The 25,624-nt window shown below is 72.3% G+C and carries 22 protein-coding genes; 15 read left to right on the plus strand and 7 right to left on the minus strand.

Going from position 1 to position 25,624, the window contains the following annotated elements; all coding sequences use genetic code 11:
• Positions 1-342 precede the first annotated feature (342 nt).
• The 6 genes from rplU to Q8791_RS05360 all read left to right on the plus strand — a co-directional run bounded on the left by rplU (position 343) and on the right by Q8791_RS05360 (position 5,623).
• Complete coding sequence (gene rplU / locus Q8791_RS05335; RefSeq protein WP_267950280.1) at positions 343-654, plus strand: 50S ribosomal protein L21; 312 nt, start codon at positions 343-345, stop codon at positions 652-654.
• A 13-nt stretch (positions 655-667) separates the two neighbouring features.
• A complete protein-coding gene (gene rpmA, locus Q8791_RS05340; protein ID WP_150253013.1) occupies positions 668-928 on the plus strand; it encodes a 50S ribosomal protein L27 in 261 nt (86 codons plus the stop codon).
• A 130-nt stretch (positions 929-1,058) separates the two neighbouring features.
• Positions 1,059-2,423, plus strand: coding sequence for a GTPase ObgE (obgE, locus tag Q8791_RS05345; RefSeq protein WP_330090459.1), 1,365 nt, complete (start codon positions 1,059-1,061; stop codon positions 2,421-2,423).
• Positions 2,424-2,510: 87 nt separating this feature from the next.
• Entirely contained in the window at positions 2,511-3,668 is a 1,158-nt protein-coding gene (proB, locus tag Q8791_RS05350) for a glutamate 5-kinase (RefSeq protein WP_330090460.1), read from the plus strand.
• Between the two features lie 327 nt (positions 3,669-3,995).
• Complete coding sequence (locus Q8791_RS05355) at positions 3,996-4,886, plus strand: alpha/beta hydrolase (protein WP_330090461.1); 891 nt, start codon at positions 3,996-3,998, stop codon at positions 4,884-4,886.
• Positions 4,887-5,176: 290 nt separating this feature from the next.
• The gene (locus Q8791_RS05360) at positions 5,177-5,623 is read left to right on the plus strand and encodes a type II toxin-antitoxin system PemK/MazF family toxin (protein ID WP_330090462.1); all 447 of its coding nucleotides are present in this window, start codon (positions 5,177-5,179) and stop codon (positions 5,621-5,623) included.
• 188 nt (positions 5,624-5,811) lie between these two features.
• Here Q8791_RS05360 and Q8791_RS05365 read toward each other — a convergent pair whose 3' ends face one another.
• The 3 genes from Q8791_RS05365 to Q8791_RS05375 all read right to left on the minus strand — a co-directional run bounded on the left by Q8791_RS05365 (position 5,812) and on the right by Q8791_RS05375 (position 10,844).
• Complete coding sequence (locus Q8791_RS05365) at positions 5,812-6,771, minus strand: cyclase family protein (protein ID WP_330090463.1); 960 nt, start codon at positions 6,769-6,771, stop codon at positions 5,812-5,814.
• Between the two features lie 470 nt (positions 6,772-7,241).
• A complete protein-coding gene (locus Q8791_RS05370; RefSeq protein WP_330090464.1) occupies positions 7,242-8,480 on the minus strand; it encodes a phenylacetate--CoA ligase family protein in 1,239 nt (412 codons plus the stop codon).
• A gap of 708 nt (positions 8,481-9,188) precedes the next feature.
• The gene (locus Q8791_RS05375) at positions 9,189-10,844 is read right to left on the minus strand and encodes an FAD-dependent monooxygenase (protein WP_330090465.1); all 1,656 of its coding nucleotides are present in this window, start codon (positions 10,842-10,844) and stop codon (positions 9,189-9,191) included.
• Positions 10,845-10,997: 153 nt separating this feature from the next.
• Here Q8791_RS05375 and Q8791_RS05380 point away from each other — a divergent pair, with 153 nt between their 5' ends.
• From Q8791_RS05380 to Q8791_RS05395, 4 genes are all read left to right on the plus strand, one after another.
• Complete coding sequence (locus tag Q8791_RS05380; protein WP_330090466.1) at positions 10,998-12,539, plus strand: MFS transporter; 1,542 nt, start codon at positions 10,998-11,000, stop codon at positions 12,537-12,539.
• Between the two features lie 143 nt (positions 12,540-12,682).
• Complete coding sequence (locus Q8791_RS05385; protein WP_330090467.1) at positions 12,683-13,786, plus strand: ScbA/BarX family gamma-butyrolactone biosynthesis protein; 1,104 nt, start codon at positions 12,683-12,685, stop codon at positions 13,784-13,786.
• Between the two features lie 37 nt (positions 13,787-13,823).
• A complete protein-coding gene (locus Q8791_RS05390; RefSeq protein WP_330090468.1) occupies positions 13,824-14,567 on the plus strand; it encodes an HAD family hydrolase in 744 nt (247 codons plus the stop codon).
• Between the two features lie 153 nt (positions 14,568-14,720).
• The gene (locus Q8791_RS05395) at positions 14,721-15,776 is read left to right on the plus strand and encodes a 3-oxoacyl-ACP synthase III family protein (protein ID WP_330090469.1); all 1,056 of its coding nucleotides are present in this window, start codon (positions 14,721-14,723) and stop codon (positions 15,774-15,776) included.
• Between the two features lie 592 nt (positions 15,777-16,368).
• Here Q8791_RS05395 and Q8791_RS05400 read toward each other — a convergent pair.
• From Q8791_RS05400 to Q8791_RS05410, 3 genes are all read right to left on the minus strand, one after another.
• Positions 16,369-16,833 (minus strand): MarR family winged helix-turn-helix transcriptional regulator, encoded by a 465-nt coding sequence (locus Q8791_RS05400; RefSeq protein ID WP_330090470.1) that lies wholly within the window; start codon positions 16,831-16,833, stop codon positions 16,369-16,371.
• 112 nt (positions 16,834-16,945) lie between these two features.
• Positions 16,946-17,908 carry an aldo/keto reductase gene (locus tag Q8791_RS05405; protein ID WP_330090471.1) on the minus strand — a complete coding sequence of 321 codons (963 nt, stop codon included), beginning with the start codon at positions 17,906-17,908 and terminating at the stop codon, positions 16,946-16,948.
• A 108-nt stretch (positions 17,909-18,016) separates the two neighbouring features.
• Positions 18,017-19,309, minus strand: coding sequence for a phenylacetate--CoA ligase family protein (locus Q8791_RS05410; protein WP_330090472.1), 1,293 nt, complete (start codon positions 19,307-19,309; stop codon positions 18,017-18,019).
• 539 nt (positions 19,310-19,848) lie between these two features.
• Here Q8791_RS05410 and Q8791_RS05415 point away from each other — a divergent pair.
• The 5 genes from Q8791_RS05415 (at position 19,849) to Q8791_RS05435 (ending at position 24,596) form a co-directional block, all read left to right on the plus strand.
• Positions 19,849-21,123: a glutamate-5-semialdehyde dehydrogenase gene (locus Q8791_RS05415; protein ID WP_330090473.1), complete on the plus strand. Its 1,275-nt coding sequence runs from the start codon at positions 19,849-19,851 to the stop codon at positions 21,121-21,123.
• Positions 21,124-21,386: 263 nt separating this feature from the next.
• Positions 21,387-22,358 (plus strand): hypothetical protein, encoded by a 972-nt coding sequence (locus Q8791_RS05420; RefSeq protein ID WP_330090474.1) that lies wholly within the window; start codon positions 21,387-21,389, stop codon positions 22,356-22,358.
• A gap of 230 nt (positions 22,359-22,588) precedes the next feature.
• Positions 22,589-23,350, plus strand: coding sequence for an SDR family NAD(P)-dependent oxidoreductase (locus Q8791_RS05425; protein ID WP_330090475.1), 762 nt, complete (start codon positions 22,589-22,591; stop codon positions 23,348-23,350).
• On the plus strand, positions 23,347-24,174 hold the full coding sequence (locus Q8791_RS05430; RefSeq protein WP_330090476.1) for an enoyl-CoA hydratase family protein: 828 nt from the start codon (positions 23,347-23,349) through the stop codon (positions 24,172-24,174). Before Q8791_RS05425 ends, Q8791_RS05430 begins: the two co-directional genes overlap by 4 nt.
• A complete protein-coding gene (locus Q8791_RS05435; RefSeq protein ID WP_330090477.1) occupies positions 24,174-24,596 on the plus strand; it encodes a RidA family protein in 423 nt (140 codons plus the stop codon). The genes Q8791_RS05430 and Q8791_RS05435 overlap by 1 nt, the downstream gene beginning before the upstream one ends.
• Positions 24,597-24,662: 66 nt before the next feature.
• Here the strand turns inward: Q8791_RS05435 and Q8791_RS05440 are convergent, their stop codons facing one another.
• Positions 24,663-25,607: an ABC transporter permease gene (locus tag Q8791_RS05440; RefSeq protein ID WP_330090478.1), complete on the minus strand. Its 945-nt coding sequence runs from the start codon at positions 25,605-25,607 to the stop codon at positions 24,663-24,665.
• Positions 25,608-25,624 lie beyond the last annotated feature (17 nt).

A 25,624-nucleotide genomic window follows, 5' to 3' on the forward strand; every position in this document is an offset into this window, starting at 1 on the left:
CCCGGCCTTTTTTGGGGGGGGGGCGCCCCCGACCCAACCACGGCACGTGTGCAGGCCTGTAGCGGGCCGGTGGTAATCTGATGGACGGTGCGTCGGCGCGTTCCACCACAATCGCGCGCCCCGACACCGAAGTGCTCTCCACGCAGGGTTTGTTTCCCTCAGATCCCCGCGCCCCGCTACAGGCGATCAGTGGATCGTGGAACGAGGCTTCTCCCCACCCACATGGGGGCGATCCTCCCGGCTGGCCTGGGCACAGGTACAGCCGGACCCGGACCCCGGAACTCACGTCTCGGGGATGGTCCCGAGCATTATTCGTTGAGCGAGCAGGAAGAGAGTTACCCGGTGTACGCGATCGTGCGAGCGGGCGGCCGACAGGAGAAGGTGTCTGTCGATGACGTCCTGAACATCGACAAGGTCTCCGATGAGACCGGCGCCACCATCACGTGGCAGCCCATCCTGGTCGTTGACGACGGCAACGTCATCAGCGACGCGGACAAGCTGAGCGGCTACTCGGTCACCGCCGAGATCCTCGGTGAGACCAAGGGCCCCAAGATCAACATCCTGAAGTACAAGAACAAGACCGGTTACAAGAAGCGCCAGGGTCACCGCCAGAAGCACACCCAGGTGCGCGTCACCGGCATCGCGGCGAAGTAGGAGGCCTGGAGAAATGGCACATAAGAAGGGCGCTTCGTCCAGCCGTAACGGTCGTGACTCGAATGCCCAGCGCCTCGGCGTGAAGCGTTTCGGCGGTCAGTCCGTCTCGGCCGGCGAGATCCTCATCCGTCAGCGCGGCACCAAGTTCCACCCCGGCGCCAACGTCGGCCGCGGTGGGGACGACACGCTGTTCGCTCTGGTCGCCGGGCAGGTCAAGTTCGGCAACTTCCGCGGCCGCAAGGCCGTGAACATCGTTCCTGTCGCCGCCGAGTAGGTTCGCGCACGGACGTTGTGGTTTCGAGGCGGGCCAGGGAACACTGGCCCGCCTCTCGCGTTGTCACTGGGTGACACGCGTGTTCCACCAGGCCACCCGCGCGGGTGGCCGACAAGCAACGGGGAGAGCTATGCCTGACTTCGTCGACGAGGCGGTCTTGCACGTCAAGGCCGGGAACGGCGGGCATGGCTGCGCCTCCGTGCACCGTGAGAAGTTCAAACCTCTGGGCGGACCGGACGGCGGCAACGGCGGCCGGGGCGGCGACATCGTCCTGGAGGTCGACGCGCAGACCGCCACCCTGCTGGACTACCAGCGCCGCCCGCACCGCAACGCCCAGAACGGGACGCCCGGCCAGGGCGGGCACCGCGCGGGGGGCAACGGGGACGACCTGGTCCTGACCGTGCCCGACGGCACCGTGGTCACCCGCGGCGACGGTGAGTTCGTCGCCGACCTCGTGGGCCACGGCACCCGCCTGGTCCTCGCCCAGGGAGGCCACGGCGGCCTGGGCAACGCCTCGCTGGCCTCCAAGAAGCGCAAGGCGCCCGGCTTCGCCCTCAAGGGCGAGGAGGGCGAGGCCTTCGACGTGCGCCTGGAGATGAAGACCATCGCCGACGTCGGCCTGGTGGGCTTCCCCAGCGCGGGCAAGTCGTCGCTGATCGCCGCCATGTCGGCGGCCCGGCCCAAGATCGCCGACTACCCCTTCACCACGCTCGTCCCCAACCTGGGTGTGGTGGAGGCGGGCAGAACCCAGTACGTGATCGCCGACGTGCCCGGACTCATCCCCGGGGCGAGCGACGGCAAGGGCCTGGGCCTGGAGTTCCTGCGCCACATCGAGCGGTGCTCGACCCTCCTGCACGTCCTGGACTGCGCCACCTACGAGCAGGGCCGCGACCCGGTCAGCGACCTCGACGCCCTGGAGGCGGAACTGTCCGCCTACGGCGAGCGCGTCGGGGTCGACCTGTCCGACCGGCCGCGCATCGTCGCCCTGAACAAGGTCGACGTGCCCGAGGCGCGCGATCTCGCCGAGCTGGTCACCCCGATGCTCGTCGAGCGCGGGTACAAGGTGATGGAGGTCTCCGCCGCCTCCCGTGAGGGCCTGCGCGAGCTGTCCTTCGCCCTGGGCGAGCAGGTCGCCGCCGCACGCGACGCCGCCCCCGTCGCCGAGCCCACCCGGATCGTGATCCGTCCCAAGATGATCGGGGACACCCCCTTCCAGGTGGTGCCGCTGGGCAACAACGCCTTCCAGGTGCGCGGCGACAAGCCGGCCCGCTGGGTGGCCCAGACGGACTTCAGCAACGACGAGGCCGTCGGCTACCTGGCCGAGCGGCTCAACCGCCTCGGCATCGAGGAGCAGCTGGCCAAGGCCGGCGCCACCGAGGGCGCGGAGGTCCACATCGGGACCGAGGACGACTCCGTGGTCTTCGACTGGGACCCGTCCATGGACGCCGAGGTGGTCCCGGCGGGCCCGCGCGGCAGCGACAACCGGCTGGGCTGACCCGCGCGGGGACCGACGACCCGGCTGAACAGGAACGTGCGCGGCACCCGACCCGGGTGCCGCGCCCTGGATGGAAAGCCCCACACGGTGCACAGCGCAGAACTCGAACAGACCGGATCCGCGGAGGCCGCCGGGCGCGCGGCCGTCGCGTCGGCCCGCAGGGTCGTGGTGAAGGTGGGGTCGTCGTCGCTGACGACCCCCGACGGCCGGATCGACTCCGGGCGCATCCGCGACCTGGTCGAGGTGCTGGCGGCCCGCCGCACCCTCGGCCAGGAGGTGATCCTGGTCTCCTCCGGTGCGGTCGCGGCCGGGATGACCCCGCTCGGCATGGCCCGGCGCCCCCGCGACCTGGCGTCCCAGCAGGCCGCCGCGAGCGTGGGGCAGGGGCTGCTGCTCGCCGCGTACACGGCCGAGCTGGCCGAGCGCGGTCTCAACGCGGCCCAGGTCCTGCTCACCGTCGAGGACATGATGCGGCGGGTCCAGCACCGCAACGCGCAGCGCACGCTGCGCCGCCTGCTGGACATCGGAGCGGTCCCCGTCGTCAACGAGAACGACACGGTAGCCACCCACGAACTGCGGTTCGGTGACAACGACCGGCTGGCGGCCCTGGTCGCGCACCTGATGCGCGCCGACGCGCTGATCCTGCTGTCGGACGTGGACGCCCTGTACGACGGCAACCCGTCCGATCCGGGGTCGTCCGTGGTCAGCCTGGTGCGCGGGCCCGGCGACCTGGACGGAATCGACATCGGAAGCTCCGGCAGGCGCGGTGTGGGCACCGGGGGGATGGTCACGAAGGTCGCGTCGGCGCGGATCGCCACCGAGGCCGGTGTGCACACCATGCTGACCTCCGCCGCGAACGCCCGGGCGGCCCTGGCGGGGGAGAGGGTCGGCACGCTCTTCGCCGCGGGCGGCGGGCGCCGCCCGTCCGCCCGCCAGCTGTGGCTGGCTCACGCCACCGCCGGGCGGGGCAGCCTGGTGCTGGATCCGGGCGCGGTCGAGGCGGTCGCGCGGGAGAAGGCCTCGCTGCTCCCCGCCGGGGTGGTGAGGGTGACGGGGGAGTTCAGCGCGGGCGACCCCGTCGACCTGTGCGACGAGCAGGGCGTGGTGATCGCGCGCGGCCTGGTCAACTACGACGCCGCCGAGGTCCCCGACCTCATGGGCCGCTCCACCCGCTGGCTCGCGCGGGAGCTGGGCCCGTCCTACGAGCGCGAACTGGTGCACAGGGACGACCTCGTCGTCCTCTAGCGGGTGTTCTCCGGAAGGCGTGAGGGCCGGTGGGCGGCCGTCCGGGCGCCCTCCCGCGGGGCCCCGGGGGACGTTCGGCCCGTGGTGGCCGGGGAGCGCGGGTGCGCGGCGGGAGGAAGCCCGATGGACGCGAGTCCGGATGCGGGGAACACGGCCCGGGCCGTGGCGACCGGCCCGGGCGCCCGAGGCGGGAGCAGGGAGGGCGGCGGGGCGGCCGGGTCCGGTCGGCTCCGGGGCCCGTGCTCCTGTCCCGTGTAGCCCGTCCGTTCTGTGAGACCTCTGTTGCAAGGTCGGGGGACATCCCCGAGGAGAGAAGCGAAGACACCCATGCCTAGCCTGGTGGCGAGAATGCTCGCGGTGGCGTTCCGGGTGGCGCGCAAGCGCCCCATGGAGACCGTGGAGGGCGCACGGGAGCGCATCGAGGAGGCCAAGGACGACCCGGAGCCGCCGCACTGGGTCGCCAAGCGGCACGAGATCAGCCGGCGCACGGTGGGGGACTTCCAGAGCTACACCGTCCTGCCCCGGGAACGCGGGGACGGGCCGGGAAAGGCCGTCCTGTACGTGCACGGGGGTTCGTACATCAGCGAGATCTCCCCGTGGCACTGGGTGCTGATCTCCCGGATGGCGGACGCGGGGTGCCGTGTCGAGGTGCCCGTGTACGGGTTGGCTCCGCGGTACACCTACCGTGAGGCCTTCGGTTTCCTCCACACGGTCTACCGCGAGCTCCTGGAGCACGCCGCCCCGGAGCGCACCGTCTTCGCCGGTGACTCGGCGGGGGCCGGTCTGGCGCTGGCCCTGACCCAGACGCTGCCCGGCGAGGGCCTGCCCCGGCCCGCACGGCTGATCCTGGTCTCCCCGTGGGCGGACCTGACCATGTCCAACCCCGACATCGCCGAGGTGGAGGGGCGCGACCCGTGGCTCAGCCCGGTCGGCCTCCGGGAGGCGGCCAAGGCGTGGGCGGGCGGCGACGACCTGTCGGACCCCCGGTTGAGCCCCATCAACGGGCCCCTCGCGGATCTTCCGCCCATCGACCTCTACATCGGTACCCGCGACGTGTTCCTCCCCGACACCCGCCGCCTGCGCGACCTCGTCGCGCAGGCGGGCGGTGAGGTGGAGCTGCACGAGGAGGCGGGCGCCTTCCACGTGTATCCGCTGGTCCCGGTACCCGAGGGCAGCCGGGCGCGGGCGGCGATCATCGGTACCGTCCAGGACCTGTGAGGCTGCCCCGGGGCGGGGGGCCGTCGTCGGACGGCGCACCCGCGGCCGGGCGCGGGCCAGGAGGCAGCCGCCACGCGGCGCAGGCCTCCGAGGCGCGCGCCGCGGTCGAGCGCTGTGGGGCTCCGCCCAGGTGAGCCCCGTGACGGGGGAAGCGCCCGCGTCGCGAGGCCGACGGGCCCCGCCGGGACCGCGTCGCCGCCCCGGGGGACGGGGCCTCCCACTGTGCGGGCGCCGGACGCCCTCCCCGCCGTCGGCCGACACACCCGTCACGAGGTCCTAGGATGCGGGGCGTGAGCGAACGAACGATGCGACGCGACGACGACCACCCCCACCGCGGCGAGGTCCGCGAGATCCCCACCTCGGAGAACGCGACCCGGCTGACCTACACACCCGAGCGCGACGGCCTCGCCGACACGGGCGAGATCGTGTGGACGTGGGTGCCCTTCGAGGAGGACCCGCACCAGGGCAAGGACCGGCCGCTGCTGGTCGTCGGCCGCCGGGGCAGGCGGCTGCACGGTCTGATGCTGTCCTCGCAGAGCCCCGACGAGCGGGAGCGCCAGGACTGGCTGCCGATCGGTTCGGGCCCCTGGGACCGCGAGGAGCGCGACTCGTTCCTCCGGGTCGACCGGCTCTTCGAGTTCGACGAGGACGACATCCGGCGTGAGGCAGCGGTCATGGACGAGGAGAGGTTCTGGCTGGTCGCTGACGTCCTGCGCAGCCGGTACGGCTGGTCCTGAGGACCGCTGACGCGCCGCCCCGGAACGGGTGCGGCCCGGCTTCCGGGCGGTGCGGGCGCGTCGTCGGGTGCCGGGCCCGCCCCTCGGAGCGATGACCCGTCCCGGAGTCCACCCGGCCCGGGGCGGGCAGGGGCCCGGCGGTGGTCGGGGACCGCTGCCGCCGAGGGGCCCCTGCGCCTGCCGTGGCGTCAGGTGAGGGCGAGCAGGCGCACGGGGCCACCGGAACCGCCCCGGATGTTCGCGACGCCGACGACCGCCATCGCGCCGGTCTCCGGAGCCGTCTCGAGGTGGGCGACCATCTCCACGGCGTACTTGTTCTCCCCGAGCAGGAAGACGTGTCCCTCCGGGTTGGTCGCGGACGCGGGACCGAAGTCGAAGCTGGGGGTGTCCACGGCGACGCCGGCGATGTCGCGCTCGGTCAGCAGCCAGACGAGCGCCTCGATGTCGAACCCGGGGAAGTGGGCGCCGCCGTCGCTGTCGCGGTTGAGCATCGCCTCCTCGCTCTGGAGCACCCGGGCGCTCCAACCGGAGTCCATGGCGACCAGGGCGCCCTGGGGGATACGGCCGTTGCGCCGTTCCCAGCGCCGGAGGTCGACCACACCGACCTGGGCGTCGTAGTCCCTCGCGGCGCGGTCCGCGATGCGGATGACGACGAGCGGGCAGACCAGGTCACTCGGCGCCACCTCGTGGGTGTGCAGGGCGTCGGGGCTGTCGTTGAAGTGCCACGGGGCGTCGAAGTGCGTCCCGGTGTGCTCGTCGATCTCCAGCTTGAGCGCGTTGAAGCCGTCCTCCGCGATCGACGCGAACTGGAAGATGTTGGGGTCGAGGATGTAGGGCCGGTAGATCGGGAAGTCGTTGTGGAGCACGTGGGTGAGGTCGGTGACCCTCAGCTGCGAGGGGTTGATCCCCGCGATGGTCTGGGCGTGGGCGGACTCCACCGGCCCCCCGAGGGCGCCGATCCCGGTCAGCGCGGCGCCGACGGCGGCCGACCCGGTGAGCATGCGGCGCCGGTTGACGCTGCGGCCGACCGGACGCGCGGACGGGTCGGGACGCTCTGCCGTGATCGTGCCCCCGGGCGTTTCCGGGGTGTGTCCCGAGGCGGTCATGAACGTCTTCCGGGCCTTGTGGATCACGTGGGGTCCGCACATCGCAGTGTTCCTCTTCCAGGTCTGACTGATCGAACTAGGAGGAGTATACGATCTCTTATGCAAAAGTGAAGACTGATTTGCATACGATGTCTTTTATTGGGACTGCGGTCGCCCCCGGGTGGGGACGGCGGCCGCGGTCCGATGCGGGGGGTGAGGCGGCGAACACGCAGAAGAACCGGCACGGCGCCGGCCGCGGGCGCACGCGGCCGGACGCGCCGCCCCCCGGCGGCGAGCAAGGGGAGGGCGCGTACGCACCGGCCGGGCGGAGTCCGACGCCATTGTGTGGAATCGTTTCCAGGAATGGGACGCGTGATGTGCGGCGGGCCGCGCAAAAGCAGTCCTCACGCACCTCGGAAAAGCAGGAACATCCTTGTTCTTCGACGCCGCGGGTTCCCTGCGTATTTCGCGGGAGTTTCAGCGTCCCCGGGGCGGGGAATTCCCGCTCGCCGTCGCCGGCCGACCCGGACGGGTCAGGCGGAGCACCGGTCGCGGGACGCGGTCCGGACCACCGTCGCCGGGGCCGAGCCGTCCGAGGACTGGTCCAGCAGACGCCGCGAGACGGTCACCTCGAAGGTCTCGGGTGACTCCTCGATGACCTCGGCCAGTGCCAGGCAGCCGGACACCACGTGGTGCCGGATCCACTCGACGGTGTACAGGTCCGCCTCCGTGCCCGGGCGGAGCCGCACCCGCAGACGCAGGCGCTCGTCCTTCGTGTGAGGGGAGATCAGGACCACCTGGGCGGCTTCCACGGAGTCGAGCTGGAGGGCGAGCGACGCCAGGTCCGAGGGTTCCACCAGGCGGCTGAGCGGACCGTAGGGGGTGTCGATGCGGCTGTGGGTCCTCAGGGCCCGGCCCGGCAGATCACAGGGGCAGGACGTCCACTCGGCGCCGGTGCCGGTGTCGTAGCGCAGCAGGGGGACGACCGACTTCCTGTGCGTGACGGTGACGAGCATGCGACCGCTGACGATCTCGGTGTGCTGGTAGGGGAGCGGGTGGAAGGTGTCGACCGCGCAGTCGGGGCCGCTGTGCCCGATGATCCAGGTCTCGGCGGAGCCGAACAGCGTCCATGTGCGCAGGTGGGGGAAGTACGTGCGGATCAGCGACCGCGTCTGCGCGTCCATCGCAGGGCCGCTCCAGAGCACCTTGCGCAGGAAGTCCAGATTCCGTCCCGACGCGGCGCAGAAGCGCAGGATGCGCTGGACCGTGTCCAGGGTGGTGGCGAGGGCGGTCACACCGTGCTGCTCGAAGAGGTCGAGGCACGGCTCGATCATCTGGTCCGTCGGGGCGTCGAGCGACAGTGTGGGTATCCCGGCCCGCGCGGCGAGGGCGTTGTGGAGGTCGTGGGACGCGCGCATGTGGAAGGGGGTGCTCAGGCTGGCGAGCAGGTCGCCCGGGGCGAAGGGGCGCAGGTGGGGGGAGATCTCGTCCACGTGCAGGTCGGCGGGGAGCGCGCCCATGCGGCTCGTGGACGTCGTGCCGCCCATGAGGTGGAGCGAGGCCCGGGAGAGCTCGTCCGGGGCCTCCCGCATCATCGCGTCGACCGCCTCGCTGAGCTCGTCGCGGGTGAGGGGCGGCAGGTCCACGAGGCGGGGCCTGCGCCCCAGGCCGAGGTAGCGGCCGTACTTGTGCCGCATCGAGGGGATCCTCGTGAGGCGCTGGAGCGCCTGGGCCAGGGGGAGCGTCCCCTCCACCTTTCCTCCGATATTCATCGTCATTCTCGTGCTCGCATCTCTGGGTGTTAGGGATTGCGTTCAGCCCGCCGGGGACAGCTGCGGTGACGTAAATGAATCTGAAATTCTCGTTAAGACTTCTCGGGGGAATGCCTTCGGTGGTGGCATGGCAGGTTCCGGGCCGTTCGGCCAGTAAAGCAGATTCCCTCACGGCGGGACATGGCGAAGATTTCCGCCGATAGTGAGCATGCGATCACCACAGGTCATGTTCACTTGTTGGGAGATGTCTCGGAGCGTGTTCTCCTCGTGGCCGGATGTGGTCGAGTGATCTTGCTCACCGATATCGGGTGCGGCGTGCGGGGGCCGCGGTCTTTTCAGGGGGGAGCCGGGCGCGAGCCCCTCTGCGGCGGTGCCCGCTCGGGGACTCGCGTCCGGGGCGGTCCGGCACGGCCAGGGGCTGTCCGTGTGGGAGGGCGCGCGGGGAGGCGGGCGGAGGAGCGCCGTCTCCGGCGGGCGCGCGGGCTGCCCGTGCCCGCCCGCGAGCCGGCTGTCGGCAGCGGTCCCGGGGCGGCCGCCCGAGCGCGTGCGGCGGGGCGGCCTCGGGGGCGGGGCCGTGAACGGTGAGGGGAACCCCGCGAGGACGCGGGGGCGTCCGGGCCGGGGCGCGTGGGGGAGGGGGAGGGCGGGGGACGTCGGCGAGCCCGGGCGCGGGCGGAGGACGGGTCCGCCCGCGCGTTCCGGTCGGGTTCAGGCGCGGCTCAGCGCGGCCCTCTCCGCCGCCGGGCGCAGCGGACCGCGCGCAGCACCCAGGTGAGCGGCCAGTTCCACGCGCAGGCGGGCGTGGTCCCGCGCGTGCCCGTGGGCGGCGACGTAGCCGTCCGGGCGGATCAGGTGGTAGCCCGGAGCCGAGCACAGCCGGTGTTCCGAGGCCTGCTCGGGGGACACGGTCACCACCCGCACCTGCGGCCGGTCGGAGACGAGCGCGGAGAACGGCTCGCCCGGGCGGGCCTGCGCGCGGCCGGGGGTGACGGCCAGCGTCCACGCGGGGAGCTCGTCGGCGCTCCCGGTGTTCGCCCCGCCGGTGGCGCCCAGGGCCACGGCGAGGGAGCGGGGGAGGGCGTGGCCTGCGCGGACGGCGCCCGTCAGCCGCCCGGTCAGCCGGCACAGGGACGGCCAGGTGGGTTCCTGCGTGAGCCGCGCGGGCGTGTACCGGAAGCGGTAGCCGGCCATGACGGGCAGGTATCCGCGTTCCATGACCGGTTCCAGGAGGCGGAAGGCCGCGTCGCGGCCCGCCGTCTGCACGGGGTGCTGGAGCATCCACCCGCGCGTCTGGATGTCGGTGTCGCGCACCACCTGCCGCGCCACGTCCTTGCGCTCCGGGCCGTAGGTGCCGAGGAGCTCCGGTCCCGCCTCGCCGCCGATCACCGCGGCCAGCTTCCAGGCCAGGTTCTGTGCGTCCTGCATCCCGGTGTTGAGTCCCTGGCCTCCGGCCGGGCTGTGCACGTGGGCCGCGTCCCCCGCGAGGAAGACCCTGCCCCTCTGGAAGTCGTCGGCGTGCCGGCGGTGGACGCGGAACACCGACTCCCACACGGGGTCGACCAGCCGGACGCCGCCGGGGCCCTGTTCGTCCGTGATCCGCTGCAGCAGGTCGATGCCGGCCTTCTCGCCGGGCGGGAGGCTGGCGAAGAACCGGAAGACGCCGTCGGGCAGGGCGACGATCACCAGGGCGCCCTGCGGGGACTGGTAGTAGAGCGCCTCGTCGGTCGGGAGCTCGCCCTCGATGCGGCAGTCCACGAGGGCGAAGGCCGACTCGTAGGTGCTGCCGACGAAGCCGGTGCCGATCTGGGCGCGCACCGCGCTGCCCGCGCCGTCCGCGCCGATGACGAAGGGGGTGCGGTAGCGCTCGACGGTCCCGTCGGAGTGTTCGAGGATCGCGGTCACCCCGTCGGTCGCGTTGATGTCGCCGGAGAAGTCCACCCCGTCGAGGGCGAGGAGCCGCACGCCCCGCTCGATGTGTCCGCCCAGCGCGTGCAGCCGCTCGGTGAGCACGCGCTCGGTCTCGTTCTGCGGCAGGCACACCGGCATCAGGTGCTCGGGGAAGGTGAACGCGGCCAGCGGTTCACCGGAGGAGTAGTAGCGGAACTTCCGGATGTCGATGCCGGCCTTCCGGGTGGCGTCCAGGGCCCCCAGGTCGTCCAGCAGGTCGAGGGTGCGCGGCCAGAGCAGCAGGGCCTTGGGGAAGGGGGAGGCGCTCTCGGCGCGGTCGACGAGTCGCACACGTGTTCCTCGTCTCAGAAGCTCGCACGCGGCGGTCAGGCCGACGGGGCCGGCACCGACCACGAGGACATCCGCGGGGGAGTGCGGTGTGCGGCTGGAAGGGGTGTCGTCGCTGGTCAACGGCATCTCGTGGAGCTCCGATCGATCAGGTCGCGGTAGGCGTCCCGGGTCCGCCCACCGCGCACCCGGCCAGGTCTATAAGATTGACGATGAGCATAAGATACCTTATGTTCATCCACGAATGGATAGCCATAAGGATCCGAATCAAGAGGTGTGGGAATGGCGATAGACGCAACGGATCGGCGGAGTGCCCAGAGCGCTCCCGCCCCGTTGACCAGGGGGCAGGCGGTGGCCACACTCGTCGCCGTCGCCCTGTCCAGCGTGATGCTGCCGCTCGCCGTCACCGCTCCGGCCGTGGCGCTCACCCAGCTCGCGGCCGATCTGAACGCCAGTGTCGGTGAGGCCCAGTGGGTCCAGAACGCCTACAACGTCACCTTCGCGGCGTTCATGCTCGCCGCAGGCGGGCTCGCGGACCGGTTCGGCAGGCGCCGGATCCTCGTCATCGGCCTCGTCGTCTTCACCGCCATGGCCACGGTGATCGGCCTCTCCTCCAACATCCTCGTCATCGACGTCGCCCGGGCGATCCAGGGCATCGGCGCCGCGGGCATCATGACCAGCGGCGCGGCGATCCTCGCCGACTCCTTCCGGGGGGCGGCCAGGGCGCGGGCCTTCGGCCTCCTGGGGACCTCCTTCGGCTTCGGACTGGCCATGGGGCCCTTCGTCGCCGGACTGATGGTCAACTTCCTGGACTGGCGCATGGTGTTCCTGATGAACATCGGGCTCGCCGCCGTCGTCCTGCTGCTGGTCCGCTCGATCCGGGAGTCCAGCGACCCCAACTCCACCTCGGTGGACTGGGGCGGCGTCATCACCTTCAGCACCAGCCTGTTCCTGCTCTCCATGGCCTTCGTCCAGGGCGCCGAGGCGGGCTGGCTCAGCCTGGGGGCGATCGGCTCCGCGGTCGGGTTCTTCGTCTTCCTCGCGGCCTTCGTCGTGGTGGAGTCGCGGGTCCGGCGCCCGATGTTCGACCTCTCGCTGTTCAAACGGCCCACCTTCGTCGTGGTCGTCTGCCAGCCCTTCACCATCACCTTCGGCTTCGTGGTCCTGCTCGTCTACCTGCCGCCCTTCTTCCAGGGCGTCGGAGGGTTCGGCGCCGCCGAGGCCGGAGCCCTGCTGCTCCCCCTGACCCTGCCGGTGCTCGCCCTGCCGATGCTGGCCGGCCAACTGGCGGCCAGGATCCCCCTGCGGGTCATGCTCGCCACCAGCTCACTGCTCATCGCGGGCGGCTCCCTGTGGCTGATGATCCTCCAGCCCGGCCAGCACTGGACCGTGCTCGCCGCGCCCCTGGCCCTGTTCGGCACGGGAGTGGGAAGCGCCTTCGGCGTCATGGACAACGCGGCACTCAGCTCCGTGGAGGTCGAGCGGGCCGGGATGGCCTCGGGCATCTTCAACACCATGCGGATCGCCGGGGAGAGCGTGGCGATCGCCGGTGCCGGCTCCGTGCTGGCGACCCTCTCCCTGAGCACGCTCGACCTCTCCTTCGCCAGCGCCGAACAGGAGAGAACCCTGGCGGGCGAGGCCACCCAGGGGCGTCTGGAGACGGCCCTCGGCCAGTTCGACGCCGCGGACCGCGGGACCGCGCTGGACGCGGTCTCTGCCGGCCTCACCTCCGCGATGCACACCACGTTCTTCGGTCTGGCGCTCCTCGCCCTGGCCGGCGCGGTGGTCACGTTCCTCGTCGTCAGGGAACGCGAACTCCGCTAGCCACCCCCACTCGGCCCGGCAGTCCCGGGCCGTCCACGCGAGACCCCGCCCCCGTCCGCCGCACCGACACCGCGGGGGAGGCCCCGCCCCACGGCCTCCCCCGCCAGATCAGGTCCACGAGCCCGAGGAATGTGAGACAGACCATGCAGACGCCCGTGCGCAACCTCCTCAACGGCGACACCGACACCGCGACCGGCCACCCGGACGGTCCCAGCCTGGACTACGAGCGGACCCTCGACCGCACCGTGGTCCACCGGGAGTCGCTGGCGGAGGTCTTCGTCACCGACACCCAGCCCCTGGGCGGCGACGCCCACGCGGCCGCGGCCCAGCTCCCCCGGTCGCACGCCTACTACGGCGACCACCTGCTCCGCCCCCGACTCCACGACCCCGTGCTGATGCTCGAAGCCTGCCGACAGGTGGGGCTGGCCATCGCCCACACCCACTACGGCGTCCCCTTCGACCACAAGTTCGTACTCACCACCATGGGCGTCACCATCACGCGCCCCGAGCGGCTGGCGGTGGGAACGGCCCCGTGCGCCCTCCGCATGCTCTGCTCCGTCGAGGACAAGAGGGTCAAGGAGGGGCGCGTCGTCGGCTATGACGCCAGGTTCCGCCTCTTCGTCGACGGCGCCGAGGTCGGCAACGCCGTCGTCGGACTGCGCTTCAAGTCCCCGGCGAGCTACGGGGCGCTGCGCCTGAGCAACCGCTCGGGAGCCCCGGTCCCCTCGACGGAGACCTTCGACTTCACGGTCACCGGAGAGATCCCCGCCCCGTACTCCGTCGGCCGGTCCAACAGCGACAACGTGGTCCTGACCGGGATCGCGGCGGACGGTGACGCCGTGTCCGCGTCCCTGCGGGTGCTGCCGCAGCACCCGAGCCTGTTCGACCACGCCCAGGACCACCTGCCGGGCATGGTCCTCATCGAGGCCGCGCGCCAGTTGGCGCTGAACACGCTCCTGGAGGTCGAGGGCACCTCGCCCGCGAAGGCCTACCCGGCCGAGATCACCGCCACCTTCACCAGCTTCGGCGAACTGGAGCCCAGGACCGAGGTGCGCGCCCGCACCGCTCCCGCGGACGCGGGGGCGACCGAGGGCGAGGGGGTCTACTACACGCAGGGCGGGATCGTCGAGTACCTCGCGCCCACCGCCGGCCCGGAGCCCGTCCCGACCTCCGTCGAGGTGGACGTGCTCCAGAGGGGTGCGTCCATCTGCCGGATCGGCGTCGGCCTGGTCCGCCTCCCCGCGTGACGCGGGCCGCACCGACCCCCTACAGGCAGGAGACCCCATGACCACCCAGAACGGAGCGCCCGGCCCGGGCGCCCCGGAGCGCGGCATCGCGTTCTTCGACGTGGACGAGACGCTCATCGGTCCGAAGAGCATGTTCTCGTTCCTGGAGTTCCACCTCCGGGACGGCTCCCGGCCGACCGGCACCTACGAGCAGGCCGTGGCCCGCCTGCGTGAGACGGCGGCCCGGGGCGTGCCCCGCCGGGACGTCAACCGCCTCTACTACCGACTCCTGGCGGGGGAGTCCGTCGAGGGGCTGCGCGACGCGGGCCGGGCGTGGTTCTCCGAAGCCGCGCGCGCGCCGGGTTTCTGGCACACCCCGGTGCTGGAGCGGCTGCGCCGCCACCGCGCCGAGGGCGACCTGGTCGTCCTGCTGTCCGGCTCCTTCTTCGCCTGCCTGGACCCGATCGCCGAGGCGGCCGGAGCCCACTGGGCCCTGGGCACGAGGCCCGTCGTCCGCGACGGGCTCCTCACGGGCGAGGTCCTCGTCCCGATGATCGGAGAGACCAAGGGGGTCGCGGCCAGGGCCGCCGCCGCGGTACGGAACGTCAGTCCGTCCTCGTGCACCGCCTACGGGGACCACTCCAGCGACCTGGCACTGCTGTCCGCCGTGGGCGCCCCGGTCGTCGTCGGCGAGGACGCGGAGCTGGTGGCCCACGCCGAGGCGGAGGGGTGGGAACGCCTTCCCTCGGGTCACCCGGCCCCGGCACCCCTGGAGGAGGGGACCCAGCACTCCCGCCGGTGAACGCGTGACGCCCGCGGACCGCGCCCGGCACGCGCCGTCCGCGGCGGGGCCCCGTGCGCCCTCCGGCGCCGACCGCCTCCCCGGCGGCGCTGGCGCAGGGTGTGGCCGCGACCCCGAACCCCTCCCGCAGTCCACAAAGAAGGAGACAGCACGATGACCATCGCCATCCTCGGCACGGGCTCGTACCTGCCGGCCGAAGTGGTCGGCAACGAGCCGATAGCCCGCACCGCCGGTGTCACCGACGAGTGGATCCGCCGCAAGACGGGGATCCGCGAGCGCAGACGGGCCGCCCCGGACCAGGCCACCTCCGACCTCGCCGCCGAGGCGGGCCGCCGGGCACTGGCCCAGGCGGGGGTCTCCCCGGACCGCCTGGCCTACGTCATCGTCGCGACGTCCACCCCGGACCACCCCCAGCCGGCGACGGCCAGCATCACCCAGCACCTCCTGGGCGCCGGTTCCGCGGCGGCGTTCGACGTCAACGCCGTGTGCAGCGGGTTCGTCTACGCCCTCTCCGTGGCCGAGCACCTGCTGCGGCCCCACGCGGAGGCCTACGCGCTGGTCATCGGCGCGGACATCTACTCCCGGATCCTCGACTACGGCGACCGCAAGACCGCGATCCTGTTCGGCGACGGAGCGGGGGCGGTCCTCCTGGGACCCGCCCACGACCGCGGCGGCGTCCTCGGGACGCAGCTGCTCACCGACGGCGACCACCACCACCTGATCAAGGTCCCCGCCGGCGGGTCGCGACTGCCCGCGTCCGCGGAGACCCTGACGCAGGGCGAGCACTTCTTCACGATGGAGGGCCGCGGCGTGCGGGAGTACGTCACCCGGCGCCTGCCCGAGGCGATCCACCGGATGCTCGACGGGCTCGGTGTGGGGCGGGACGAGATCCGCCACTTCGTGCCCCACCAGGCCAACGGCGCCATGCTCGCCGACGTCTGGCCGTCCCTGGGGCTGGACCGGGCCCACCTCCACCTGACCGTGGAGACCCAGGGCAACACAGGTTCGGGGTCGGTGCCCGTCGCCCTCGACACGGTCCACCGGGCCGGCCTGCTCGAACAGGACGACCTCGTCCTGCTCGCGGGGTTCGGCGGCGGGATGAGCGTCGGACTCGCCCTCGTGCGGTGGAGCCCGGTGGTCGCGGAGTCGGCGCCTCTCTTCCGGGCGGGCCTTCCCGCGGAGGCGGTTCCGGTCCACGTCCCCGCGTGACCTCCGGGCCCCGGCCGCCCGGGGCCCGGGGACGCCCGCGTGCCGCGGCGGTGGACGACCGGTGTCCACCCGTGTCAGGGAGGGGGAGGCCGCCGTCGGCGGCCTCCCCGGAGCCCGTGCGCGCCCGGGACGGACGCCGCGGGCGGGCCCCGGGCGGGATGCGCGATTTCTCCGACCCGCGCCGGCGGCCTTCACCGGCGCTTTCGGATTTCCTCCGGAAAGGGCTGGAAGAGCGAAGACCGGCCGTCGGTGCGGAGGAACTCCTGTTCGTTCCCGGGTGCGTCGCGGCGCCACTGCGATGAGGTCCCCGCCATTGTCGGTGAGGCCCCGCGGCGGTGCCGGGAACGCGTCGCGGACTCCCACCGGACGGATACGGCCCTTCCGGCGCGGCCGGTGCGACCCCCGCCGTGGCCGGGCGCATCCCGCGCCCGGGCGGCCGCCCCGGCTCCGGCCGCTCCGGGCCCGTTCCCCGGACGCGCCCGGCAGCGGGTGGCGGGCCCGCCCCTCCAGGACCGCGACGGTCCGGGAGGGGCGGGGCCTCACCGGGCCGAGGGCACGGGCGGGCTCGGGGGAGCGCCGGCCCGTGCCGGTGTCATTCCTCGCTCAGGTCCGCGAGTTCGGTGCGTGACTCCGCGGAGACCTCCGCGCACCTGCTGAGGAAGCGTACGAACTCGCCCTCCTCCTCGCTGGTGAAGGCCTGGCTCAGCCGCGTCTCCACCCGGATCGCCACCTCGTCCGCTCTGGCGAGCAGGTCCTGTCCGCTGGGCGAGAGCCGCGTCTCCAGGATGTGGGAGTGCAGCGGATGGGGCTTGCGTTCGATGAGTTCACGCCTGCTCAGGGTCGCGAGTACGGACGACATCGTCTGGGGCGTCACCAGGCACCGGCGGGCCAGAATCGCGCCTGAGGCCCCCGGCTCCTCGGAGAGGACGAGGAGCACCGTGTACTGGGGGACCGAGAGGTTGAACTGCCGCAGAACGGCGTGTTTCGCAGAGATCAGTTCCTGCTCGGCACGCTTCAGGTGATGACCGATCCGCTGGTCCATGGGAAGCTGGGTCATCTGGGAATCGTATCTCAGGGCGCTTGTCCCTCCGTGCTCGTCGGCCGTTCGTCAGGGCGGCGTCGGGGCGGCGCCGGAGGGCGGCCCAGGGCCGCCCCCGGCTCGGGGAGGTTCAGTACCGCGCACCCGCGGTGGCGTCGGCGATGGTGTCGAGTTCGGCGATGTCCTCCGGGGAGAGCACCAGGTCCGCGCCGCCGACGTTCTCGTCCAGGCGTTCGCGCCTCTTGGTGCCCGGGATGGGGACGACCGGCAGACCCCACCGCTCCGCCTGCGCGTGGACCCAGGCCAGTGCCACCTGGCCCGGGGTCGCGCCGTGGGCGTCCGCGACCCGCCGCACGATGGCGAGCAGGTCCTGGTTGCGCACGGCGTTCTCGCCGGAGAAGCGCGGCTTGCCGCGGCGGAAGTCGTCGGCGGGCAGCTCGTCCACCGGGGGGAGCGCCCCGGTGAGGAAGCCCCGGCCCAGCGGGGAGTAGGGGACGAAGCCCACGCCGAGTCGCGCGCACTCGCCCACCACGGACTCCTCCACGTCACGGCTCCACAGCGACCACTCCGTCTGCACCGCCGCGATCGGGTGCACGGCGTGGGCGGCGCGCAGTTCGTCGGCGCTCACCTCGGACAACCCCAGGTGGCGCACCTTGCCCTGGGCGACCAGCTCGGCCATGGCCCCGACCGTCTCCTCGACGGGCACCGAGGCGTCGCGCCGGTGCATGTAGTAGAGGTCGATCGTCTCGATGCCGAGGCGGGAGAGGCTGGCGTCGCACGCCGCGCGGACGTACTCGGGGTCCCCGCGGTGGCTGCGGGCGCCGGTCTCCCGGTCGCGGACGATGCCGAACTTGGTGGCGAGGACGACCTCGTCCCGCCGTTCCCGGACGACCTTGCCCACCAGTTCCTCGTTGGCCCCGTGGCCGTACATGTCCGCGGTGTCGAGGAAGTTGAGGCCCAGGTCCAGGGCGTGGTGCAGGGTCGCGAGGGAGTCGGCCTCGTCCCCGGGGCCGTAGAACTCGCTCATCCCCATGCAGCCCAGGCCCTGGGCGGAGACGGTGGGGCCGTCGGTGGTCAGCGGAACAGTCCGCATGCGCACTCCTGTGGTCGGTGGTCGTGCTCGACGCGACTCAGGGACGGCGCCCCCTCGGGGTGCGGCCGGGGGTGCCGCGGACGGCGCGTGCGACCGGCCCTCCTGAATCTATGCCGAGAACGTATCATAAGAACCCTGATTGGGAGTCGATATCGATTGGATCTGGAGGCGGCCCCCCTCTCGCACCAGGAACTCGGGAGCCGTCCCGTCCGGGAGCTCGCGCAGCATGTGCCGGGAGACGATGACCTCGAAGGACTCGGGTGCGTCCTCGGTCGCCTCGGAGAGGCCCAGGGACTCGGACAGCACGTGCTGCCGGATCCACTCGCCCGTGTAGAGGTCGGGCTGGGTCTCCTGGCGCAGGCGGACCCGCAGATGGAGGCGTTCGTCCTCGGTGTGCGGGTCGACCAGGACGACCTGGGCCGCCTCCACCGAGTCGAGGCGCAGGGCCAGGGGCACGAGGTCGCGCGGGGAGACCACGCGGCTCAGCGGCCCCATCGGGGCGTCTATGCGGCTGTGGGTGCGCACCGCGGGGCCGGGCAGCCCGCACGGGCAGGAGGTCCACTCGGCCTCGACGCCGGTCTCGTAGCGCAGCAGCGGGACGACCGCCTTCTCGTGCGTGACGGTCACCAGCATGCGCCCGTCGACGATCTCCGTGTACTGGTGGGGGAGCGGGTGGAGGGTGTCGTTGGCGCAGTCCGGGCCGCTGTGCCCGATGATCCAGGTCTCAGCGGAGCCGAACAGCGCCCACGTGCGCAGGTGGGGAAAGTGCGTCCGGATCAGCGAGCGGGTGGCGGAGTCCATGGCCGGGCCGCTCCACAGCACCTTGTGCAGGAAGCCCAGGTCCCGGCCGGCCGCGGCGCAGTAGCGCAGCAGGCTCCGGAAGGTGTCGAGGGTGGTGCCCAGCGCGTTGACCCCGTGGCGCTCGAACAGGTCGAGGTAGGCGTCGATCATCTGGTCGGTCGGCGCGTCCATGGAGAGGGTGGGCACCCCGGCCCGGGAGGCGAGCCCGTTGTGCAGGTCCTGGCAGGCCCGCATGTGGAAGGGGGTGCCGAGCGTGGTGAACAGGTCTCCCTGCTCGAACGGGCGCACGTGCGGCGCGATCTCGTCCAGGTACAGGTCCGCCGGTACCGCTCCCATGCGCATGGTCGACCGCGTGCCGCCCATGACGTGGAGGGAAGCACGGGTCAGGGCGGAGGGGTCGTTGCGCACCAGGGTGTCGATGGCCCGGCCCAGTTCGTCCCTGCCGAGCGTGGGCAGGTCGGACAGGGCCGGCTCGGCGCCACCCGCGGTGTGGCGCAGGTACTTCTCCCGCAGTACGGGAATCCTGGACAGCTTGTCCAGGGCCCGCGCCGGGGAAGGTGCCTCGCCGTTGGGCGCCCGTGAACCGAATATCGTTGTCATTCTCGCGCTCGCGTTCTTGGTGTATTCAGGTGCGGCCAATCATGGACTTCTGCACGACTGCGTTTCCGTCAACGAACCCGAAGTGAGGAGAAGGGGTCTGGATTTGTGATCCAGTCGCCGGCGCTGCGGGGTCGCGGCTGCCTTCGCGAAGCATCCGATCGGGAGAATGCGACGATAACCCGGGGCGGGTTCCGATTCCTGTGACCGGGTGGACACCTGTCGTTATCGTCCGTCGTCGGGGCGTTTCCGGAGTCGCGCGATTACTTTCTCGTGGAATATGACCTTGGTCACTCGAACGCTGGGGGGTCTCACTCTCGGTGAGGCCGGGCTCCGGGCGCCGCCTCCGCCCGGGACGCGGCGCGGCGGCGGACCCGTCGAACGTCCCGGCGGCGCGGCCCCGCCCCGGCCCTGTGGACGGCCCCTCGTCCTCCGAGACAGCGCTATACGCTGGAGGGGTTCACCCCGGACGGTGTCCCGCACTCCCCCGACACGGCGGGGCGGGACCCGGCGGGCTGGTCTCCCAACCAAGAGAGAGCACCATGAGTGACATCGAGCGCGAGGTCCACGCGGTAGCCGAGCGCGCCCGGGACGCGGCGGCGGACCTCGCCCCGCTCAGCCGCGCGGTCAAGGACGCCGCCCTGGTGGCCATCGCCGACGCCCTGGTCAAGCGCGCCGACGAGATCACGGCGGCCAACGCGGAGGACGTCGAGCGAGCGCGCGGGGAGGGCACCTCCCCGGCCATGGTCGACCGGCTCACCCTCACCCCGCAGCGGATCGAGGCGATCGCCGACGCCGTCCGCGAGATCGTCGAACTCCCCGACCCGGTGGGGGAGTCCGTCCGCGGAGGCGTGCTGCCCAACGGCCTCGACCTGCGCCAGATCCGGGTCCCGCTCGGCGTCATCGGCATCATCTACGAGGGCCGCCCCAACGTCACCGTGGACGCCGCCGCCCTGTGCCTCAAGAGCGGCAACGCCGCACTCCTGCGGGGCTCCTCCTCCGCGTACGCCTCCAACGCCGCCATCGTCGGCGTCCTGCGGGACGCCCTGGCCGGTACGGGGGTCCCGCAGGACGCCGTCCAGATGGTGCCCGGCCGCACCCGCGAGTCCTCGACCGCGCTCATGCGGGCGCGGGGCCTGGTGGACGTGCTCATCCCGCGCGGCGGCGGCTCCCTGATCCAGGCCGTGGTCCGCGACTCCACCGTTCCGGTGATCGAGACCGGCGAGGGCCTGTGCCACGTCTACGTGGACGCCGACGCGGACCTCGACAAGGCGGTGGCCATCGCCACCAACGCCAAGGCTCAGCGCTGCTCCGTCTGCAACTCGGCCGAGACCCTGCTGGTGCACGAGGCCGTGGCCGACGCCTTCCTGCCGCGGGTGCTGGAGTCCCTGGCCGAGGCCGGGGTGACCGTGCACGGCGACCCGAGGGTGACGGCGGCGGCAGCGGCCCACGGATCGCGGGCGACCGTGGTCGGGGCCACGGAGGAGGACTGGGCCACCGAGTACCTGTCCATGGACCTGGCGGTGCGCGTCGTGCCCACCATCGACGACGCGATCGCGCACATCCGCAGGTACTCCACCCGGCACACCGAGGCGATCGTCACCGACTCGCTGAAGGCCTCCCGGTACTTCGTGTCCAGGGTCGACTCCGCCGCTGTCATGGTCAACGCCTCCACCCGGTTCACGGACGGGGGCGAGTTCGGCTTCGGCGCCGAGATCGGTATCTCCACGCAGAAGCTCCACGCCAGAGGGCCGATGGGCCTCACCGAGATGACCTCCACCAAGTACGTGGTCACCGGCGACGGCCACCTGAAGTAGCCGTAACACCCCGAAGGGCCGCCCGGTTCGCCGGGCGGCCCTTCCGTGTTCGCGCGGAAGCCATGCGTAACGGCGGCAGGTCGGCGCCCTATTGGCATCGGGAATGTTTTCCCACTGGAAACCTGGACAGAAGCGAATCTTCTCGTAGGAAGTATTCCCAAAGCGACGGGAGGTCGGTAATTTCACTGTGGTGTCTCACGGCGCTCTCCCCGCTCTCCTCACGGAGCGCCGCCCCCACGGTCACGACGAAAGGAATCCCCCGCATGAAGCTCCGGAGCAAGGTCGCGGCCCTCGCCACGACCGCCCTGGCCGTCGGCGGTGTCACCCTGATGGCCTCCCCGGCCCAGGCCGACCTGGTCACCCTCTGCTCGGGTCACGGCGGTGCGATCACCCTGCCCACGGACCTCGCGGTCCCCGCGGGCAAGAGCTGCTTCCTGGACGGCACCGTCATCCAGGGCGACATCACCGTCCGACAGGGTGCCAACCTCCACATCGTCGGCGGCGAGGTCGAGGGAGAGGTGATCGTCCAGAAGGACGCCTACTTCGACGCCTCCGACACCACCGTCGGCGACCGTGTGCTCAACCGCGGTTCCTTCGGCACCTACCTCGAGGAGAGCTCCACCGGTGCCGCACTGCGCACCGTTCCGGTCGAGGGCGGCAACACCGACGGCTTCGCCTTCGTCGTCGACTCGTCAGTGAAGAGCGTCAACGCCGAGGTCGGCGCCGTCTACGTCTCCGGCTCCCGGATCGGCGGCGCGGTCAAGGCCGACGGGGTCGAGTACGCCGACATCTACGACTCCGTGGTGCGCGGGGCGCTGACCGTCACCGACCCGACCGCCGGCGGCATCCTCTGCGACAGCGAGGTCATCGGCGCGGCCACCTACACCGGCGGGGCCGGCCCCGTGGCCGTCGGCGCCGGCGAGGTCGGCGGCTTCTGCTCCTCCGTCAACTACGTCGACGGCGACCTGAGCGTCTCCGGCGTGACCGGGGGCGTCTACGTCGACAACAACATCGTCGGCGGCGACCTGGTCACCTCCGACAACTCCCCGACCGCCCAGGTCGGTGACAGCAACCGCGTCCGCGGGGGCATCATCACCGAGGAGGTCGCCCTGCGCAGCCTCGCCGCCGCCGTGGCCGAGGAGTTCGAGGCCCACGAGGAGAACCTGGTCGAGGAGGTCGAGACGGCTCGCGCCGACACGATCGACGAGGCCCTGGCCGCGGGTCCCGCCTTCTAGGGCCGGCACCGGTCACAGCAGTACCGACGCAGCGCCGACGGCACGGAGCCGTCGGCGCTGCCGTGCGTCCGGGCGGCCTCCGTGCGTCGCGCCTGCCGGGCCGTGCCCCGAGGTGCTCCGCGCCGGGCCGTGCGGAGGGGTCGCGGCACCCCACATCCCGCTCACCGAGGGAGAAACCGTCATATGTCGTCCTACTGACGGTGGTCAAACGTCGGTGATACAGTCCACGCATGGCTGACTCGGTGCGGCGTGTCGTGGTCTCCGGCGGGTCCGGCGGCATCGGAAGGGCCCTCGTGTGCGCCTTCGCCTCGGACGGCGCGAGCGTGGTCGCCCTCGGCCGCGACTCCGGCAGACTCGCCGCCCTGGAACGGGAGACCAGGGCCCACGGCCTCGACGTCACCGCGCTCGTGTGCGACCTGACCGACGAGGCCGCCGTGGCCGCCGTGTCCCGCACCGTCGGCCCCGCCTCGGTCCTGGTCAACAACGCGGGGGAGGCGCTGACAGCACCCCTGCCCGCCACCGGGCTGGACCTGTGGGAGCGCCAGATCCGCTCGAACGCCACCTCGGCGTTCCTGCTCACCCGCGCCCTACTCCCCGACATGATCGAACGCGACCACGGCCGCGTCGTGTTCGTGGCGTCCACGGCCGCCCTGGTCGGAGCCCGCTACACGGCCGCGTACACCGCCTCCAAACACGCCATGCTCGGCCTGTGCCGCTCCGTCGCCGCCGAGGTCGCGGGCACCGGGGTCACCAGCAACGCCGTCTGCCCCACGTTCGTCCGCGGCCCCATGACCGAGCGCTCCGTGGCCCGCATCGTCGAACGCACCGGACGCGATCAGGTCCGGGCCGAGGCCGCGCTGACCGCAGCCACCCCCCTCGGGCGCCTGCTCGAACCGGAGGAGGTGGCCGCGGCCGTGGTCTACTTCGCCGGCCACGCCGCCCGCGCCGTCAACGGCCAGTCCCTCACCCTCGACGGAGGAGGAACCCTGTGAGTCCGTTCCGGGCGTCCGCGCCCCTGACAGAGAAGTGGGACCACTTCGACCTGCACCGCGCCGACGGGGTCGCCACCGTGACCCTCGACCGGCCGGACCGGCTCAACGCCCTCACCTTCGAGGCCTACGCCGACCTGCGCGACCTCCTCCTCGAACTCCCGCAGCGCGGCGACACACGGGTCCTGGTGCTGCGCGGGCGGGGGCGCGGGTTCTGCTCCGGAGGGGACGTCGACGCGATCATCGGCCGCACCCTGGAGATGGCCCCCGACGAACTCCTCGCCTTCACCCGGATGACCGGCGAGGTCGTCCGCGCGATGCGAGAGTGCCCCGTCCCCGTCATCGCCGGGATCCAGGGGATCGCCGCGGGAGCAGGGTCCGTCCTCGCCCTGGCCTCGGACTTCCGGGTGGTGGCCCGCTCCGCGCGGTTCGCGTTCCTGTTCACACGGGTCGGCCTGTCCGGCGCCGACATGGGAGCGGCCTACCTGCTGCCGCGCGTGGTCGGACTGGGCCACGCCACCAAGCTCCTCATGCTCGGCGACACGATCGGGGCCGAGGAGGCCGACCGCTACGGGCTGGTCAGCGAACTCGTCCCCGACGAGGGCCTGGACGCGGCGGTGGCCGCCCTGGCCGTCCGGCTGTCGGAGGGGCCCGCGTTCGGCTACGCGCAGACCAAGGCCCTGCTCACCAGGGAACTGGACATGGGGCTCTCCGGAGCTCTCGAACTGGAGGCGATGACCCAGGCGCTGCTCATGAAGAGCGCCGACTACGCCGAGTTCCACGCCGCGTTCACCGGCAAACGACCCCCCGAGTGGAAGGGCCGCTGATGGCGTCCGAACCCGCGTACACACCGCACACCCTCGTCAACCCGGCCGCCCTGGGGCCGGCCGTGGGCTTCTCGCACGCCGTGGTCCCCGCACCCGGCCGGACGGTCCACCTGGGCGGGCAGATCGCCTCCGGCCCGGACGGCAGGCTCGCGGCCGAGGGGCTGGTCGAGCAGTTCGACCTGGCCCTGGCCAACTCCCTCACCGCCCTGCGCGCGGCGGGCGGCGGTCCGGGGCACCTGGTCAGCCTCGCCGTGTACACGACCGACGTGTCCGGCTACCGGTCCGCCACGGGGGAGATCGGCCGCGCGTACCGCAGACGGATGGGCCGCCACTACCCGGCGATGGCGCTGTTCGGGGTGACGGAGCTGTTCGACCCCGGGGCCCTGGTCGAACTCGTGGGCCTGGCCGTCGTCCCCGACTGAGCGCGGTGCGACGGGGGCCGCGCGGTGCGCGGCGCCCCGCCCCGGGCTCTGCGGCGCGGACCGGGTTCAGCCCCGGTCCGCGTTCCGGCCCAGCCAGCTCTGGACGAGCACCACGCCGACCAGGAACAGGCCGCTGACCACCTCCTGGAACGCGGAGGACAGGCCCCCCACGGCGTTGATGACGTTCTTGATGATGCTGAGCAGCAGCACGCCCGCCAGGGTCCCGCCGACGAACCCGTAGCCGCCGACCAGCAGCGTGCCACCGATGACCACGGCCGAGATCGCCTCCAGTTCGGTGCCGATACCGAAGATCGTCACACCCGAGCCCAGCCACACCGCGTTGAGGGCCCCGGCGAGACCGGCGCACAGGCCCGACAGCGTGTAGACGGCGACCTTGGTGCGCACGACCGGCACGCCCATGAGAGCGGCGGTCTGCTCGTTGCCGCCCACCGCGTACACGTTCTGGCCCGCGCCGGTGCGCCCGAGCACCGTGCCCCCGACCGCGAACAGCACGAGCACCAGCAGCACCGGGTAGCCGACCAGCCCGAACAGCTTGCCGTGCACCAGCGAGGACAGGGCCAGTCCGTCGGGCACCAGGTAGGTGGTGCTGCCCTCGTCGGACACCGACAGCATCAGCCCCAGCGCGCCGAGCATCGTCGCCAGGGTGACGATGAACGGCGCCAGGCGCGCCCGCGCCACCAGCACCCCGTTGAGTACGCCGATCAGGCCGCACACCACCAGGGGCAGGGTGAGCGCGGCGGCGCCCCCGTACTGCGAGGCCCATGCCGCGAGCACACCGCCCAGGGCGAACACGGTGCCCACCGACAGGTCGATCCCGCCGGTGATGATCACGAACGTCATCCCCAGCGCGATGATCGCGAGGAACGCCGCCCCCACCGCCACGTGGTTGAGGTTGCGGACCGTGAGGAAGCCGTCCAGCGACAGCGCCGCCGCCGCGACCACGGCGACCAGGACCAGGAGCGCGCCGTGGCGCTGGAGGACGTCGCGCAAGGCCGGGCCTCCGCGGC

The sequence above is a fragment of the Nocardiopsis codii genome (assembly GCF_036327455.1).
Taxonomy (GTDB): domain Bacteria; phylum Actinomycetota; class Actinomycetes; order Streptosporangiales; family Streptosporangiaceae; genus Nocardiopsis; species Nocardiopsis codii.

What these genes read in the sequence shown, in the direction of transcription:
- Q8791_RS05355 (WP_330090461.1), top strand. Translation starts at nt 3,996, where the DNA reads ATGCCTAGCCTGGTGGCGAGAATGCTCGCGGTGGCGTTCCGGGTGGCG.
- Q8791_RS05370 (WP_330090464.1), bottom strand. Translation starts at nt 8,480, where the DNA reads ATGAATATCGGAGGAAAGGTGGAGGGGACGCTCCCCCTGGCCCAGGCG.
- Q8791_RS05395 (WP_330090469.1), top strand. Translation starts at nt 14,721, where the DNA reads ATGACCATCGCCATCCTCGGCACGGGCTCGTACCTGCCGGCCGAAGTG.
- Q8791_RS05375 (WP_330090465.1), bottom strand. Translation starts at nt 10,844, where the DNA reads ATGCCGTTGACCAGCGACGACACCCCTTCCAGCCGCACACCGCACTCC.
- Q8791_RS05425 (WP_330090475.1), top strand. Translation starts at nt 22,589, where the DNA reads ATGGCTGACTCGGTGCGGCGTGTCGTGGTCTCCGGCGGGTCCGGCGGC.
- Q8791_RS05435 (WP_330090477.1), top strand. Translation starts at nt 24,174, where the DNA reads ATGGCGTCCGAACCCGCGTACACACCGCACACCCTCGTCAACCCGGCC.
- Q8791_RS05420 (WP_330090474.1), top strand. Translation starts at nt 21,387, where the DNA reads ATGAAGCTCCGGAGCAAGGTCGCGGCCCTCGCCACGACCGCCCTGGCC.
- Q8791_RS05400 (WP_330090470.1), bottom strand. Translation starts at nt 16,833, where the DNA reads ATGACCCAGCTTCCCATGGACCAGCGGATCGGTCATCACCTGAAGCGT.
- Q8791_RS05365 (WP_330090463.1), bottom strand. Translation starts at nt 6,771, where the DNA reads ATGTGCGGACCCCACGTGATCCACAAGGCCCGGAAGACGTTCATGACC.
- Q8791_RS05380 (WP_330090466.1), top strand. Translation starts at nt 10,998, where the DNA reads ATGGCGATAGACGCAACGGATCGGCGGAGTGCCCAGAGCGCTCCCGCC.
- Q8791_RS05410 (WP_330090472.1), bottom strand. Translation starts at nt 19,309, where the DNA reads ATGACAACGATATTCGGTTCACGGGCGCCCAACGGCGAGGCACCTTCC.
- Q8791_RS05415 (WP_330090473.1), top strand. Translation starts at nt 19,849, where the DNA reads ATGAGTGACATCGAGCGCGAGGTCCACGCGGTAGCCGAGCGCGCCCGG.
- Q8791_RS05405 (WP_330090471.1), bottom strand. Translation starts at nt 17,908, where the DNA reads ATGCGGACTGTTCCGCTGACCACCGACGGCCCCACCGTCTCCGCCCAG.
- rpmA (WP_150253013.1), top strand. Translation starts at nt 668, where the DNA reads ATGGCACATAAGAAGGGCGCTTCGTCCAGCCGTAACGGTCGTGACTCG.
- obgE (WP_330090459.1), top strand. Translation starts at nt 1,059, where the DNA reads ATGCCTGACTTCGTCGACGAGGCGGTCTTGCACGTCAAGGCCGGGAAC.
- Q8791_RS05390 (WP_330090468.1), top strand. Translation starts at nt 13,824, where the DNA reads ATGACCACCCAGAACGGAGCGCCCGGCCCGGGCGCCCCGGAGCGCGGC.
- Q8791_RS05385 (WP_330090467.1), top strand. Translation starts at nt 12,683, where the DNA reads ATGCAGACGCCCGTGCGCAACCTCCTCAACGGCGACACCGACACCGCG.